General features: G+C 71.0%; 12 protein-coding genes. 6 read left to right on the top strand and 6 right to left on the bottom strand.

Features of this window, described 5'->3' with window-relative positions; all coding sequences use genetic code 11:
- Positions 1 to 13: 13 nt before the first annotated feature.
- A complete protein-coding gene (locus AB0B50_RS11130) occupies positions 14 to 970 on the bottom strand; it encodes an ABC transporter substrate-binding protein (RefSeq protein WP_362328672.1) in 957 nt (318 codons plus the stop codon).
- A 555-nt stretch (positions 971 to 1525) separates the two neighbouring features.
- Here AB0B50_RS11130 and AB0B50_RS11135 point away from each other — a divergent pair.
- The 4 genes from AB0B50_RS11135 to AB0B50_RS11150 all read left to right on the top strand — a co-directional run bounded on the left by AB0B50_RS11135 (position 1526) and on the right by AB0B50_RS11150 (position 4783).
- Entirely contained in the window at positions 1526 to 2740 is a 1215-nt protein-coding gene (locus AB0B50_RS11135) for an NADP-dependent malic enzyme (RefSeq protein WP_362328674.1), read from the top strand.
- A gap of 145 nt (positions 2741 to 2885) precedes the next feature.
- Complete coding sequence (locus AB0B50_RS11140) at positions 2886 to 3848, top strand: zinc-binding dehydrogenase (protein ID WP_362328676.1); 963 nt, start codon at positions 2886 to 2888, stop codon at positions 3846 to 3848.
- A 129-nt stretch (positions 3849 to 3977) separates the two neighbouring features.
- Positions 3978 to 4187, top strand: coding sequence for a sigma factor-like helix-turn-helix DNA-binding protein (locus tag AB0B50_RS11145; RefSeq protein ID WP_355802881.1), 210 nt, complete (start codon positions 3978 to 3980; stop codon positions 4185 to 4187).
- A complete protein-coding gene (locus AB0B50_RS11150) occupies positions 4187 to 4783 on the top strand; it encodes a Clp protease N-terminal domain-containing protein (RefSeq protein WP_362328678.1) in 597 nt (198 codons plus the stop codon). Before AB0B50_RS11145 ends, AB0B50_RS11150 begins: the two co-directional genes overlap by 1 nt.
- 254 nt (positions 4784 to 5037) lie before the next feature.
- Here AB0B50_RS11150 and AB0B50_RS11155 read toward each other — a convergent pair whose 3' ends face one another.
- Complete coding sequence (locus AB0B50_RS11155; RefSeq protein ID WP_362328680.1) at positions 5038 to 6255, bottom strand: helix-turn-helix transcriptional regulator; 1218 nt, start codon at positions 6253 to 6255, stop codon at positions 5038 to 5040.
- Position 6256: 1 nt separating this feature from the next.
- Positions 6257 to 7234 carry a DUF4097 family beta strand repeat-containing protein gene (locus AB0B50_RS11160; RefSeq protein WP_362328682.1) on the bottom strand — a complete coding sequence of 326 codons (978 nt, stop codon included), beginning with the start codon at positions 7232 to 7234 and terminating at the stop codon, positions 6257 to 6259.
- A 170-nt stretch (positions 7235 to 7404) separates the two neighbouring features.
- On the opposite strand from AB0B50_RS11160, the gene AB0B50_RS11165 reads away from it, so the two are divergent.
- Complete coding sequence (locus AB0B50_RS11165; protein ID WP_362328684.1) at positions 7405 to 8244, top strand: hypothetical protein; 840 nt, start codon at positions 7405 to 7407, stop codon at positions 8242 to 8244.
- A gap of 21 nt (positions 8245 to 8265) precedes the next feature.
- On the opposite strand, the gene AB0B50_RS11170 is transcribed toward AB0B50_RS11165, so the two are convergent.
- Entirely contained in the window at positions 8266 to 8784 is a 519-nt protein-coding gene (locus AB0B50_RS11170; RefSeq protein ID WP_362329168.1) for a TetR family transcriptional regulator, read from the bottom strand.
- Positions 8785 to 9070: 286 nt separating this feature from the next.
- Here AB0B50_RS11170 and AB0B50_RS11175 point away from each other — a divergent pair, with 286 nt between their 5' ends.
- Positions 9071 to 9994, top strand: a complete 924-nt coding sequence (locus AB0B50_RS11175) for a TIGR03620 family F420-dependent LLM class oxidoreductase (protein WP_362328686.1) — start codon at positions 9071 to 9073, stop codon at positions 9992 to 9994.
- On the opposite strand, the gene AB0B50_RS11180 is transcribed toward AB0B50_RS11175, so the two are convergent.
- A complete protein-coding gene (locus AB0B50_RS11180) occupies positions 9995 to 10177 on the bottom strand; it encodes a DUF6104 family protein (protein WP_003961784.1) in 183 nt (60 codons plus the stop codon).
- Positions 10178 to 10294: 117 nt separating this feature from the next.
- On the bottom strand, positions 10295 to 14134 hold the full coding sequence (locus AB0B50_RS11185; protein ID WP_362328688.1) for a multifunctional oxoglutarate decarboxylase/oxoglutarate dehydrogenase thiamine pyrophosphate-binding subunit/dihydrolipoyllysine-residue succinyltransferase subunit: 3840 nt from the start codon (positions 14132 to 14134) through the stop codon (positions 10295 to 10297).
- Positions 14135 to 14349 lie beyond the last annotated feature (215 nt).

A 14349-nucleotide genomic window follows, 5' to 3' on the forward strand; every position in this document is an offset into this window, starting at 1 on the left:
AGGAGGGACGCGGTCACTTGCCGCCGTTGACCTTGGCTTCCTCGACCGCGCCGTCCTCGACGCCCCACTTCTTGATGATCTTCTCGTACTCGCCGTTCTTGATGATCGCGTCGAGCGCGGCCTTGATCGCGTCGCGCAGCTCGGGGTTGTTCTTGGAGACCGCGATGCCGTACGGGGCCGCCTCGACCTGCTCGCCGACCAGCTCGAAGTCCTTGCCGCCGCCCGACGTCTTCACCGCGTACGCGGCGACGGGGAAGTCGGACGAACCCGCGTCCGCGCCGCCGGAGCGCAGTCGGGTCTGGGCCTGCTGGTCGTTGTCGAACTGCTCGATCGCGATCTTCTTGCCGTCCTTGCACTTCTTCGACTCGGACTTGGCCAAGTCGTGCGAGACGGTGCCGCGCTGGACGACGATCTTCTTGCCGCAGAGGTCGGCCCAGGTCTTGATGGACTGGTCGTCGCCCTTCTTGGTGTAGATCGAGACGCCTGCCGTGAAGTAGTCGATGAAGTCGACGCCGGTGCCGACCTTCTTGCCGGTGTCCTCGTCGATGCCCTCCTGGCGGTTCTTGGTGTCGGTCATGGCCGACATGGCGACCTGGTAGCGCTTGGAGCGCAGACCGCCGAGGAGGGTGTCGAAGGTGCCGTTCTCGAACTGGAACTCCACGCCGAGCTGCTTGCCGAGCGCCGCGCCCAGGTCCGGGTCGATGCCGACGGTCTTGCCGTCCTTGTCCTTGAACTCGACCGGCGGGTAGGCGATGTCGGAGCCGACCTTGATGACGCCCTTGTCGCGGATGTCCTTGGGCAGCTTGTCGGCGAGCGGCGCGTTGCCGACCGAGTCGCTCCCCTTGTCCTTGGTCTGGTCGCCGCAGCCGGTCAGCAGCAGCGAGCCGGCGACCGCGATCGCGCCGACCGCGACAATCCGGGACTTCACGGACTTGGCGGCGGTCTTACGACAAAGGGAGCTGGCGGTCATGGTGGGTCCTCCGGCGGATGAGGGAGTTGCCGATGAGTCGTGCACACACCTTCGGGTGTCGCGACCTCGTGTGATGACGGCATCTTGCCATTCGGACCGTCCGATTCTGGGTGCTCGAGATGTCAAAATCGGATAACGGGAGTGCCTCGAAACCCAACAGCCCGGTACAGCAAGGGTGGAACGGGACTTGAGCGAATCGGCGTTAACCGATCGATTTCCAGTCGATCTCGCATTGTGGACCGCTTGAGGGCTCTATCCGGAGAATTCGGACATCTGTTGATTGGGGCGGTGCCCGATCGCGCTCAGGGGCCTTCGGCCCGGCCTCCGGGGACGTCTGCCGGGGACGCTGCAACCAATGTCACTCGCCCGTGCCCGCCGCCTTCCGGTAGAAAGGCTCTTTACACCCCTCATCCGGGGCCCAGGGCGCGTGTGCGGCGCGCCCGCGTGTCCGTACCTCCCTCCGCCGACAGGCGGAGAACGGACGCGGTGCCCGCCCACTTCTCAACCGGGAGTGGACACCCTCAACGAATGAATAAGACTTAAGGGGTCAGACAAGTGGCAGCGGAGATCGTCAATCCTCGCAGCGACAGCAGTACGGATCACGAAGGCGCGGAGGAGCCCTTCGATCCGGCCTTCGCGCTGCACCGTGGCGGCAAGATGGCCGTGCAGGCCACCGTGCCGGTCCGCGACAAGGACGACCTGTCCCTGGCGTACACGCCCGGCGTCGCGAAAGTGTGCAGCGCGATCGCCGAGCAGCCGGAACTCGTCCACGACTACACGTGGAAATCCAATGTCGTCGCCGTGGTGACCGACGGGACCGCGGTGCTCGGTCTCGGGGACATCGGCGCCGAGGCCTCCCTCCCCGTCATGGAGGGCAAGGCGATTCTGTTCAAGCAGTTCGGCGGCGTGGACGCGGTGCCGATCGCGCTCGCGACGACGGACGCCGACGAGATCGTCGAGACCGTGGTGCGGCTCGCCCCGTCCTTCGGCGGCGTGAACCTCGAGGACATCTCGGCGCCCCGGTGCTTCGAGATCGAGCGCAAGCTCCAGGAGCGGCTCGACATTCCCGTCTTCCACGACGACCAGCACGGCACGGCCGTCGTGACGCTGGCGGCGCTGCGGAACGCGGCGAAGCTGACCGGGCGCACGCTCGGCGACCTGCGGGCCGTCATCTCGGGCGCGGGCGCGGCCGGTGTCGCCATCGCCAAGTTCCTCCTGGAGGCGGGGCTCGGCGACGTGGCGGTCGCGGACCGCAAGGGCGTCGTGAGCCGTGACCGGGACGACCTCACCCCGGTCAAGCGCGAGCTCGCCGAGATCACCAACAAGGCCGGGCTCAGCGGCTCGCTGGAGGCCGCGCTGTCCGGGGCCGATGTGTTCATCGGCGTCTCGGGCGGCACCGTTCCCGAGCCTGCGGTCGCCTCCATGGCGCCGAACTCCTTCGTGTTCGCCATGGCCAACCCGAACCCCGAGGTCCACCCGGACGTCGCGCACAAGTACGCGGCCGTGGTGGCGACCGGCCGTTCGGACTTCCCGAACCAGATCAACAACGTGCTCGCGTTCCCCGGCATCTTCGCGGGGGCGCTGCAGGTGCGGGCCTCCCGGATCACCGAGGGCATGAAGATCGCGGCCGCCAACGCGCTCGCGGACGTGGTCGGGGACGAGCTCTCCGCCGAGTACGTGATTCCGTCGCCGTTCGACGAGCGGGTCGCCCCGGCCGTGACCGCGGCGGTCGCCGCCGCGGCCCGTGCGGAGGGCGTCGCCCGCCGCTGACGCCGTCCACCGGTGTGTACCGCGCCCCCTGTCGTGCCTCGCCGGCGCGGCAGGGGGCGCGCGCGTGCGGAGGCCGCCCGGCAGCGGCGCGTGTCACAGGCGTACGTGGTTCCGCGCGGGCCCGCATCGCGCCTAGGGTCGGCTCATGTTCGCTGCCTACGCCGCCCGTATCGACCGTGACCAGCCGCTCAACGGCCTCGAGTTGGGGGAGCGACCCGCTCCCGAGGTCCGCCCCGGCTGGTCGACCGTGAAGGTCAGGGCCGCCTCCCTCAACCACCACGATCTGTGGTCGCTGCGCGGGGTCGGCCTGGCCGAGGACAAGCTGCCGATGATCCTCGGCTGTGATGCCGCGGGGATCGACGAGGACGGGAACGAGGTGGTCCTCCACTCCGTCGTCGGGCAGTCGGGGCACGGCGTCGGGCCTCGTGAGGGCCGCTCCATCCTGACGGAGGAGTACCAGGGGACGTTCGCCGAGAGTGTCGCGGTCCCCACCTGGAACGTGCTGCCCAAGCCGAAGGAGCTGTCCTTCGCGGAGGCGGCCTGCCTGCCGACCGCGTGGCTGACCGCGTACCGCATGCTCTTCACCAACGCCGGTGTGCGGCCCGGGGATTCGGTCCTCGTGCAGGGCGCGGGCGGCGGTGTCGCCACGGCCGCGATCGTGCTCGGCAAGGCGGCGGGCCTGCGGGTCTTCGCCACGAGCCGGGACGAGGCCAAGCGGAAGCGGGCGCTCGAACTGGGCGCCGTGGAGGCGGTCGAGGCGGGGGCGCGGCTTCCGCAGCGGGTGGACGCCGTCATCGAGACGGTGGGCGCGGCTACCTGGTCGCACTCGGTCAAGTCGCTGAAGCCGGGCGGCACTCTGGTCATCTCGGGGGCGACCAGCGGTGACCGGCCTTCGCACGCCGAACTCACCCGGATCTTCTTCCTGGAGCTGAAGGTCGTCGGCTCCACCATGGGCACCAAGGACGAGCTGGAGGACCTGCTGGCCTTCTGCGCGGCCACGGGCGTGCGTCCGGTGGTCGACGAGGTGCTGCCCCTGGACCGGGCGCGCGAGGGCTTCGAGCGGCTGGAGTCGGGCGAGCAGTTCGGCAAGATCGTGCTGGAGGTCTGAGCGGCTTCGTACGGGACGGGAGGGGCGGCGGCCGAAGGGGCTGCCGCCCCTCCCGCATGTCCGCCTTCGCCATGCCGCTCATGTCAACTGTGGTTGACATGAGCGGCATGTCAACCTAGGTTGACATGTATGACCGAAGCAACGGATCTCGCCGAGCGCGCGGGTGATCGCGACCCACGGATCGGGCTGCGGGCCGTGACCGCGCTGCGGAAGCTGGTGGAGCAGTTGGAGGCCGTGCAGGTGCGCAGCGCGCGCCTGCAGGGCTGGTCGTGGCAGGAGATCGCCGCGGAGCTCGGAGTGAGCAGGCAGGCCGTGCACAAGAAGTACGGGAGGCAGTGATGTTCGAGCGGTTCACCGAGGATGCCCGCGCCGTGGTCGAGGGCGCGGTCGAGCAGGCGGGGCGGGCGGGGGCCGCGTCGGTCGACGACGGCCATCTGCTGCTCTCCCTGCTCGCACAGCTCGACCAGGGGGCAGGCAGCCGTGCCGCCTTCGCGCTGACGGCGCTGGGGGCCGCGGACCGGCGTGCGTCCATCGAGCGGGCCCTCGCCGAGGCGCGGCGCAGGGGCGGCCTCTCCCAGGCCGAGTCCGAGGCCCTCGCCGCTCTCGGCATCGACGTCGACGAGATCGTCTCCCGGGTCGAAGAGGCGCACGGGGCCGGGGTGCTGGCCGGTTCGGGCGCCGCCGGGGAGGGTGGTGCGGGCAGGGAGCGCAGGGGCCTGATGGGCCGGATCGGCCATCTGCCCTTCACGCGGGACGCCAAGGAGGTCCTGACGAAGTCCCTGCGGATCGCGAGCGCACGCCGCGACCGGACCATCGGCGGACAGCACATGCTCCTGGCGCTCACCGTCCGGCCCGGCGTGGTCTCCGAGGTCCTCGCGGACCACGGAGTGACGTACGCGGAACTGGAGCGGCTCCTCTTCGCGCAGACACCCTGAGACGCGGCGCGCGTGCCCCCGGTCGGGTGGGGCATGGTCGCCGCTGCACGTGGGTGGCAGGCTTCGGGGCGGGTGTCAGGCCTGGGGTGTGCGCGGCACGGCGCCGATGCGGGCCGCCGCCTGCGGCGCGTGGCGGCGGGTGTGACTGGCGCGGCGCTCGGAGTGTCGCCTCGTGGCGCGGCGCGCGTGCCCCCCTCCGGTCGGGTGGGGGCACGGTGGCCGCGGCACGTGGGTGGCAGGCCTTGGGGCGGGTGTCAGGCCTGGGGTGTGCGGAGTGCGGCGCCGATGTGGGCCGCGGCTTGGGACAAGTGGCGGCGGGCGTCGCGCAGTTGGTCCTCCGTCACGCCGTGATCGCGGGCGGCGTCACGGATGTCGTCGCGGAAGCGGTCCAGGAGGCGGTCCAGGTCGCGGGCGGGGTTCCCCGTCGAGTCCTCGTGGGCCCACACCGGGGCGTGCTCCACGGGGAGATCCTCGGGGGCGGCGCTGAACTGGGGCCCGGTGCCCGCCGCTTGAGAGGCTCCCGGAGGCGAGGCGGCTCCAGGGGGCGAGGTGGCTCCCGTGGCTTCAGAGGGCGGGGGCGCGTCTCCCGTGTCCTTGGAGGTCGGGGCGCCCTTTGTCCCGGTCGTGCCGCGGCTGCCGCGCTCGGCTGCCGTGTCCGGTCCGGCCCCGCCTCCCGACTCGGGCCACGAGCCGAACGTCTTGCCGAAGTCCTTGCCGAACTCGCCGAACTCCTTGGCCAGTTCGGTAAGACCCTCCCGCACGCCCGTCGGCCAGTCACCCCGCGTGAAGTGGTCCTGGACCTGCTCCTGTACGCGCCGCGCGATGCGCTGGACCTCTTCCTGGGCCTGGGCCCGCGCCTGCTCCTGGGCGTCCTTGGCCTGGCGGCGGGCCCGCTGTGCCTCCTCGCGTGCGCGGCGGCTCTCGTCCTTCGCGCGCCGCGCCTGCTCCTTCCACTCCTGCTTGGCCCGCTTGAACTCCTCCTTCGCCTGGCGCCAGCCCTCCTTGTCGCCCCAGGCGCCGTCGAAGAAGTCGGCCGGGTCGGGGTAGGCCCTGTCGGTGCCCGCCCTGCCCGTGCCGCCCGAGGCGCGTGCCTCCCTGGCCGCCGCCCGCATCTCGCGGCGCAGCTCGCCCGCCGCACCCTGGACGCCGTCACGGATCTCGGCGGCCAGCTCGGCGACCGACTCGCGGATCTCCAGCTCCAGGTCGGCCAGCTCGCCGCTGCGGTCGGCCAGTTCGGCGCGGCCGGCGTCCGTGATGGCGTAGACCTTCCTGCCGCCCTCGGTGGTGTGCGTGACCAGGCCCTCGGCCTCCAGCTTCGCGAGGCGGGGGTAGACGGTGCCCGCCGAAGGTGCGTACAGCCCTTGGAAGCGTTCTTCGAGGAGGCGGATCACTTCATAGCCGTGGCGCGGGGCCTCGTCGAGCAGCTTGAGCAGGTACAGGCGCAGGCGGCCGTGGGCGAACACGGGGGGCATCTCAGAGCACCTTCTTGTCGGTCGGGCCATCGGTCGGCGCGGGGGCGTCGGCCGGGGCGGTGGCGGCGTCGGCGGACTCGGCGTCCGCCGGTGGGGTGTCCGCCGGAGGGGCGGTTTCGGCGGTGTCCGCCGAGGCGACGTCCAAGGGGACGTCACCGTATGGATCTTCCTCCATCGGCGGCCTCCGCAGGAGCGCGATGGACCCCGTGACCGTCGTCGCCTTGAGCTTTCCCGTGCCCGAGCCCAGCCTGCCCGTGATCCGCTTGGCCCCCCACTGGCCGCCCACCCGCAGGTCCTCGAAGGCGTTCGACACCGCGCCGCTCGCGGTGTCCACCTCGACCTCCGCGTCCGCGGGGTGCGGCAGGCGGATGGCGATCTCGCCGGAGACGCTCGTCAGGGCGACGTCCGTCGGGCGGCCCGCCGGGTCGAGGTCCACGATCATCGAGCCGCTCACCGACTCGGCCCGGACGGAGGAGCCCGCGGCCTCGACGACGGTGAGGTTGCCGGACACCGAGTTGAACTTCAGGCCGCCGGTGACGCCCTGCGCCTCCACGTTCCCCGAGACGCTGTCCGCGCGGACCGGGCCCGCGAGGCCGAGCAGGGTCGCGTCGCCGCTGACGCTCTTGACCGCCGCGCGTCCCTCGATGCCGGAGACCACGGCGCCGGCGCCGACCACGCCGACCTCGATGTCCGTCCCCGCGGGGACCGCCAGGGAGACCACCGCGCTGCGGCGCCAGCCCTTGCGGTCGAGCCACTTCAGGAAGCCCTTCCAAGGCAGGTCGTCATAGGCGACGGTGAGGACGCCGTCCTCGTGGGTGACCGTCAGGGGAGGGCCCTCGATCTCGGAGACCTCCAGGAGGGCGGAACTTTCGTCCGTGCCCACCACGTTCACCGTGCCGCTGACGATCCGGACGTGGAGTGCTGTCACGGGGGTGTCGACGGTGAGCTTCCGGGGCGCGGTGACGGACCACTCTGACATGACCTGACCTCCTTGGCGGGTCGGACGCGACGCGCCATATCGCGTCTCTGTCATTCACGATATATCGCGGATCGCGTAAGTCAAGACAATCGTGGAACGAACCCCTCGGACGGGCTGCCGCACGTCGGGGTTTATGCGCCGATTGCTGCGATCTGTCCTAGCGTGGGGCCATGTCGTCCGATGCTTCTTCGCCTGACGTGCGTGACGTGCCCGATGCGCCCGGTGCGCTGCTGCTCTGCCGGGCCGAGCCCGATTCCGTCGAGCCCGTGGCCCAACTGCTCCGCGAGCGGATGCTGCTCGTGGAGGCCGGGCCCGGCTGGAGCGTGCTCGTGCCCGAGGGGAAGCCCTGGCTGCACGGCGAGGAGCCGGTCGACCGGGTGCTCACCGGGTGGGCGACCGCGCTCGCCGTCGGCTCCGGCTGGCCCGTGCTCGCCCTGTGGTGGGACGCCGACCGGTCCGGGTACACCCTCGCGGCGGGCTTCCGGCGCACCGTGGGCTACGTATGGCTGGCGAACGGGACGCCCGTCGGGGAGGACGAGGCGATGCGGACGTTCGCCGCGCGGCTCGGCCTCGACCCCGTGCTGGACATGCAGTCCCTGGAGGCGCTCGCCCGGCCCGACACGGAGGCCGACGCGCGGGCGAGGATGCTCGGTCTCCTCGCCGTCCTGACGCGCACGGGGCTCGCCCTGCCGCCGGGCCTCGGCCCCGGTGAACCGGCCGACCGGCTGCGCGAGGTGGCCCGGGTCCAGCGCGGTGTGCGCCAGGTCGAGTGGTCCGGGTGGCGGGACGCGGTGCGGGCGGAGTTCGACGTGGTCGAGAAGGGACCGCTCGGCCCCTGGGTGCGTGGGCCCAAGGCGCGGGCGCTCGCCGCCGCGCAGGTGGCGGCGGGGCTGCCGCTCGCGGTCTGGGCGGTGCGCAGGCGCAGCGGGGGATGGGCCGCGGCGGCCGTGCTGCTGCTGGTGCAAGGGGCGGTGGGCCTCGCGTACGACCGTATGAGGGCGCGCGACTGAGGCGGCGGTGCCTCCTGGAGCTCAGCGCAGGCGCACGGCGTCCAGGACCAGGGCGAGGAGGCGGTCCGGCTGTTCCGGGTCCGCGGTCGCGTGTGCCGTCGACAGGGCGATGCCGACCACCAGCTGGACCAGATCGGCGGCGGTGAGATCGGAACGGGCCGAGCCGGACCGCTGGGCGCGGGCCAGGAGGCGCCGGGCCGTGTCCTCGATGCGCTGATGGCAGTCGAAGCCGAGGGCGTCGGGCCGCTCCAGCTCCTCGATCAGCAGGGCGCTGCCGAGGCCCTGGTTCACGCGCGCGTGGGCGAGGAAGGCGCGCAGCCACTCGGCCAGCGCCTCGTCGGGGGAGTCGGCCCCCAGCAGCTCTTCCGCGCGGCCGCACAGCGTGTCGATGCGGTCCCGGAGCACCGCGGTCAGGAGTGCGGGCCGGTGGGGAAAGTGCCGGTAGAGCGTGCCGGGTCCGACCCCCGCGCGCCGGGCGATCTCATTGAGCGACGCCTCGGGCCCCGCCTCCCCGAACGCCTCCCGCGCGGCATCGACGATCCGCTCCCGATTCCGCCGGGCATCCGCGCGGGGCTGCCGGGGAGCCGTCGCTTGGTCGACGTCGGGCCGGCGTTCGGTGGACCTCGCGTCCGTCCGGCGCTTGCCGGGCGCCCTGCCCGTGCCGGTCCGGCGGTCGGCCGGCCCTTCGCCACGCTCCTGGGTTTTCGTCACCCGGCCATCCTCGCGCCCCGGGGCGCCGGGGGCTAGCTATGCGGAGAGGTTCTCCGTATTGTTGTGCGCCGGTAAGTGGAGAGGTTCTCCGGAAAAGTGGGGAAGGGGCGGCGGCATGGGTGGAGTGCTGGAGAAGGGCGGGCTCGGTGACGTCGGGGTCTGGACCTTCGCCTTTGAGGGGCATCCCGCGGGGGCGGTGCGGGAAGCTGCCGCCGAGATCGAGGAGTTGGGGTACGGGGCCCTCTGGTACGGGGAGGCCTTCGGGCGGGATGCCGTGGGGCAGGCCTGGCTGTTGCTGTCCGCCACGCGGCACATGGTCGTGGCGTCCGGCATCGCCAACATCGCCTTCCGGGAGCCCCTGACCCTCGCCGCCGCCGAGCGCACGCTCGGCGAAGCCTTCCCCGGGCGCTATCTGCTCGGCCTCGGCGGGCACCGCGTCGACGACACCGTCTCCGAGGTCGACGGCTACCCCGTGCCCACGCGCGGGAAGGCGCTCACGACGATGCGCCGCTATCTGGACTCCATGGACGCCGCCCCGGCGCACGGGCCCGTCCCCGACCCCGCCCCGCGCCGTGTCCTGGCCGCACTCGGACCGAAGATGCTGGAGCTGGCCGCCGAGCGCACCTGGGGAGCCCACCCGTACTTCGTCTCCGTCGAGCACACCGCGCGGGCCCGCAAGATCATGGGGCCGGACGCGTTCCTCGGCGTCGAACAGGCCGTCGTCCTCGACACGGACATCGACCGCGCCCGCGAGGTGGCCGCCCGGCACGTCGGCTTCTACGTCACGGCCGCGCCCCATCAGGCGGCGAACGTACGACGCCTGGGGTTCGGCGACGAGGACATCGCGGGCGGACGGCCGAGCCGCCGCCTCGTCGACGCGATCGTCGCCTACGGAGACTGCGACGCCCTCCACGCACGCGTGCGGGAGCATCTCGAAGCGGGCGCCGACCACGTCTGCGTACAGGTACTCACCGGCGATCCGGCCGCCCTGCCGCTGCCGCAGTGGCGGGAGCTGGCCCCCGCCCTGCTCGGCGGGTGACTACTCGTCCTCGTCCTCGTCGTCGAGGCGCGCCAGCCAGGTCGCCAGGCGCTCGACCGGGACCTCGAAGTCGGGGTTGAGATCCACGAAGGTGCGGAGCTGCTCGGCGAGCCACTCGAAGGTGACCTCCTCCTCGCCGCGCCGCTTCTCCAGCTCCTCGATGCCACGGTCGGTGAAGTACAACTCATGCTCCTGGTGCGGATGGATTCTTCCGCCTCATGGTATGCGCCTACGACGAGGGGCCCGCTCCCGAGTTCGGACGAACTCGGGAGCGGGCCCCTCGCGGAGAACCGTCGAGGACTATGCCTCGAAGACCTCGCTGATCAGCTGGTCCTGCTCGGCCTGGTGACGCTTGGCCGAACCGACCGCCGGGGACGAGCTGTGCGGGCGCGAGATGCGGCGCAGGCGCTCGTCGTGCGGGATGTCCGCGCCGACCGCCAGGTCCAGGTGGTCGATGAGGTTGAGGGCGATGAAGGGCCACGCGCCCTGGTTCGCCGGCTCCTCCTGCGCCCACAGGTACTTCTCGGCGTTCGGGAACTTGGCGATCTCCGCCTGGAGCTCGGCACCCGGCAGCGGGTACAGGCGCTCGATGCGGATGATCGCCGTATTGGCAGCTGCAGCGTCCGTGGCGCCGCGCTTCTGACGCTCGGCCTCCAGGTCGTAGTACAGCTTGCCCGCGCAGAAGACGACCTTGCGGACCGCCGACGGGTCGACGTGGCTGTCACCGATGACCGGACGGAAGCCGCCCGTCGTGAACTCCTCCGTCTTCGAGGCCGCCGCCTTGAGGCGCAGCATCGACTTCGGGGTGAAGACCACCAGCGGCTTGTGGTGCGGGTTGTGCACCTGCCACCGCAGGAGGTGGAAGTAGTTCGACGGGAGGGTCGGCATCGCGACCGTCATGTTGTTCTGCGCGCACAGCTGCAGGAACCGCTCGATGCGGGCCGAGGAGTGGTCCGGGCCCTGGCCTTCGTAGCCGTGCGGGAGGAGCAGGGTGACACCGGAGTGCTGGTTCCACTTCTGCTCGGCGGCGGAGATGTACTCGTCCACCACCGTCTGCGCGCCGTTGACGAAGTCACCGAACTGCGCTTCCCACATGACGAGGGACTCGGGACGGGCCAGCGAGTAGCCGTACTCGAAGCCCATGACCGCGTACTCGGACAGGAGCGAGTCGTAGACGTTGTAGCGCGCCTGGTCCTCGGAGAGGTACATCAGCGGCGTGTAGTCCTCGCCCGTCGCGCGGTCGATGAGGACCGCGTGGCGCTGGCCGAACGTGCCGCGGCGGGAGTCCTGGCCCGACAGGCGGACCGGGGTGCCCTCCAGGAGCAGCGAGCCGATGGCGAGGGTCTCGCCCATGCCCCAGTCGATCGTGCCCTCTTCGACCATCGTCGCGCGGCGCTGCAGCTGCGGCAGCAGACGCGGGTGGACGGTGACCCGGTCGGGGATGTTGACCTGGGACTCGGCGATCCGCTTGACGACCTCCTGGGAGATCGCGGTCTCGACGTGCACCGGGAACTCGGCCTGCGGCGAGGGCACTTCGGCCTGCGCGGGCTGCGAGACGGCCTCGCGGACCTCGGTGAAGACCTTCTCCAGCTGGCCCTGGAAGTCCTGCAGCGCCTGCTCGGCCTCTTCCAGGGTGATGTCGCCGCGACCGATGAGGGACTCGGTGTAGAGCTTGCGCACCGAGCGCTTCTTGTCGATCAGGTCGTACATCAGCGGCTGCGTGAACGCCGGGTTGTCCGACTCGTTGTGCCCGCGGCGGCGGTAGCAGATGAGGTCGATGACCACATCCTTGTTGAACGCCTGGCGGAACTCGAAGGCGAGGCGGGCGACGCGGACGACGGCCTCGGGGTCGTCGCCGTTCACGTGGAAGATCGGCGCCTCGATCATGCGGGCCACGTCGGTGGCGTACATGGAGGAGCGCGACGACTCCGGGGCGGCGGTGAAGCCGACCTGGTTGTTGATGACGATGTGGACCGTGCCGCCCGTGCGGTAGCCGCGCAGCTGCGACATGTTGAGCGTCTCGGCGACCACACCCTGGCCCGCGAAGGCCGCGTCACCGTGCAGGGCGACGGGCAGGACCGTGAAGTCCGTGCCGCCCTTGTTGATGATGTCCTGCTTGGCGCGGACGATGCCCTCGATGACCGGGTCGACCGTCTCCAGGTGGGAGGGGTTCGCGGCCAGCGAGACCTTGATCTGCTCGCCGTCCAGGCCGGTGAAGGTGCCCTCGGCGCCCAGGTGGTACTTCACGTCGCCGGAGCCGTGCATGGACTTGGGGTCCATGTTGCCCTCGAACTCGCGGAAGATCTGGGCGTACGACTTGCCGACGATGTTGGCGAGGACGTTCAGGCGGCCGCGGTGGGCCATGCCGATGACGACCTCGTCCAGACGCGACTCGGCGGCGCTGTCGAGCACGGCGTCGAGCAGCGGGATGACGGACTCGCCGCCCTCCAGGGAGAAGCGCTTCTGGCCGACGTACTTCGTCTGGAGGAAGGTCTCGAAGGCCTCGGCGGAGTTCAGCCGGCGCAGGATGCGCAGCTGCTCCTCGCGCTCGGGCTTGGTGGCGTGGGTCCGCTCGATGCGGTCCTGCAGCCACTTGCGCTGCTTCGGGTCCTGGATGTGCATGAACTCGACGCCGGTGGTGCGGCAGTACGAGTCGCGGAGCACGCCGAGGACGTCGCGCAGCTTCATCATCGACTTGCCGGCGAAGCCGCCGACCGCGAACTCACGCTCCAGGTCCCACAGGGTGAGGCCGTGCTCGGTGATGTCCAGGTCGGGGTGCTTGCGCTGCTTGTACTCCAGCGGGTCCGTGTCGGCCATGACGTGGCCGCGGACGCGGTAGGAGTGGATCAGCTCGAAGACGCGGGCGGCCTTCGTGACGTCGTCGTCGTGCGAGGCGTCGATGTCCTTGAGCCAGCGGACCGGCTCGTAGGGAATGCGCAGCGCCTTGAAGATCTCGTCGTAGAACTCGTTCTCGCCGAGGAGGAGGTTCGCGACGATCCGCAGGAACTCGCCGGAGGCGGCGCCCTGGATGACCCGGTGGTCGTAGGTCGACGTGAGCGTCATGACCTTCGAGATGCCGAGCTTGTTCAGGGTGTCCTGGGAGGTGCCCTGGAACTCCGCGGGGTAGTCCATGGAGCCGACGCCCATGATGACCGACTGGCCGGGCATCAGACGCGGGACCGAGTGGACGGTGCCGAGGCCGCCGGGGTTGGTCAGGGAGACCGTCACGCCGGTGAAGTCGTCCATGCCCAGCTTGCCGTCACGGGCGCGGCGGACGATGTCCTCGTAGGCCTGCCAGAACTCGAAGAAGTTCAGGGTCTCGGCCTTCTTGATGCCCGCGACGACCAGCTGGCGGTCGCCGTTGGGCTTCACCAGGTCGATGGCGAGGCCGAAGTTGATGTGCTCCGGCTTGACCAGGGTCGGCTTGCCGTCCTTCTCCGCGAAGGAGTAGTTCATCGACGGCATGGCCTTGATGGCCTGCACCATCGCGTACCCGATGAGGTGCGTGAAGGAGATCTTCCCGCCGCGGGCGCGCTTGAGGTGGTTGTTGATGACGATGCGGTTGTCGAAGAGCAGCTTCACCGGGACCGCGCGGACCGACGTGGCCGTCGGGACCTCGATCGAGGCGTTCATGTTCTTCGCGACCGCGGCGGCGGGGCCGCGCAGCGTCACGTACTCGGGACCGGCCGGGGCCTCGGTCGCCGGCTCCGCCTTCGTGGCGGGCTTGGCGGCGGCGGGCTTCGCGGCGGGGGCCGGAGCGGCGGCCGCGGGCTTCGTGGCGGGCTTGGCGGCGGCCGGAGCTGCCGGGGCAGCCGGAGCGGCGGGCGCGGGAGCCTTGGCGGCGGGCGCGGCGGGCGCGGCGGGCGCGGCAGGCGCGGCGGGAGCACTGGTGGACGCGGCCCCCGCGGCCGCGTCACCCGCCGGCTTCGCCGGGGCGGCGGCTACGGAAGCGCCCACCCCCGGCTTGTAGTCGGCGAAGAAGTCCCACCAGGCTCGGTCGACCGAATTCGGGTCCTGGAGGTACTGCTGATAGATCTCGTCGACGAGCCACTCATTGGGACCGAAGGCAGCAGCAGGGTCCTTGCCCTGCCCGTCTTGGTCGGTCGAGATGCTCGAGCTACTGGGGGACTGTGACGACACGGCGGTAACCGCCCTCTTCCGCTTCACAAGGTGATGGACAGCGGAAATAAAGGCTACGCCTCCTACGGCGCGAGGTGCAGGCCGGGCCCGGCATCCGTCGCGTAAGTCACACTGGATCAGGGGTTTCGGCGCGGTAAATGGCGGGAAACAAGCGAGGTTCCGCAACGCCAGATGGCCGCGTGGGTGCCTCGAAGGGACGTCTCCACGCGGCGGCG

Origin of the sequence: Streptomyces sp. NPDC041068 (assembly GCF_040647455.1) — a bacterium.
Taxonomy (GTDB): Bacteria; Actinomycetota; Actinomycetes; order Streptomycetales; family Streptomycetaceae; genus Streptomyces.

Bases quoted from the DNA above. Each gene is read 5' to 3' on its own strand.
- AB0B50_RS11130 (WP_362328672.1), bottom strand. From the start codon at position 970: ATGACCGCCAGCTCCCTTTGTCGTAAGACCGCCGCCAAGTCCGTGAAG.
- AB0B50_RS11140 (WP_362328676.1), top strand. From the start codon at position 2,886: ATGTTCGCTGCCTACGCCGCCCGTATCGACCGTGACCAGCCGCTCAAC.
- AB0B50_RS11145 (WP_355802881.1), top strand. From the start codon at position 3,978: ATGACCGAAGCAACGGATCTCGCCGAGCGCGCGGGTGATCGCGACCCA.
- AB0B50_RS11150 (WP_362328678.1), top strand. From the start codon at position 4,187: ATGTTCGAGCGGTTCACCGAGGATGCCCGCGCCGTGGTCGAGGGCGCG.
- AB0B50_RS11155 (WP_362328680.1), bottom strand. From the start codon at position 6,255: ATGCCCCCCGTGTTCGCCCACGGCCGCCTGCGCCTGTACCTGCTCAAG.
- AB0B50_RS11160 (WP_362328682.1), bottom strand. From the start codon at position 7,234: ATGTCAGAGTGGTCCGTCACCGCGCCCCGGAAGCTCACCGTCGACACC.
- AB0B50_RS11165 (WP_362328684.1), top strand. From the start codon at position 7,405: ATGTCGTCCGATGCTTCTTCGCCTGACGTGCGTGACGTGCCCGATGCG.
- AB0B50_RS11175 (WP_362328686.1), top strand. From the start codon at position 9,071: ATGGGTGGAGTGCTGGAGAAGGGCGGGCTCGGTGACGTCGGGGTCTGG.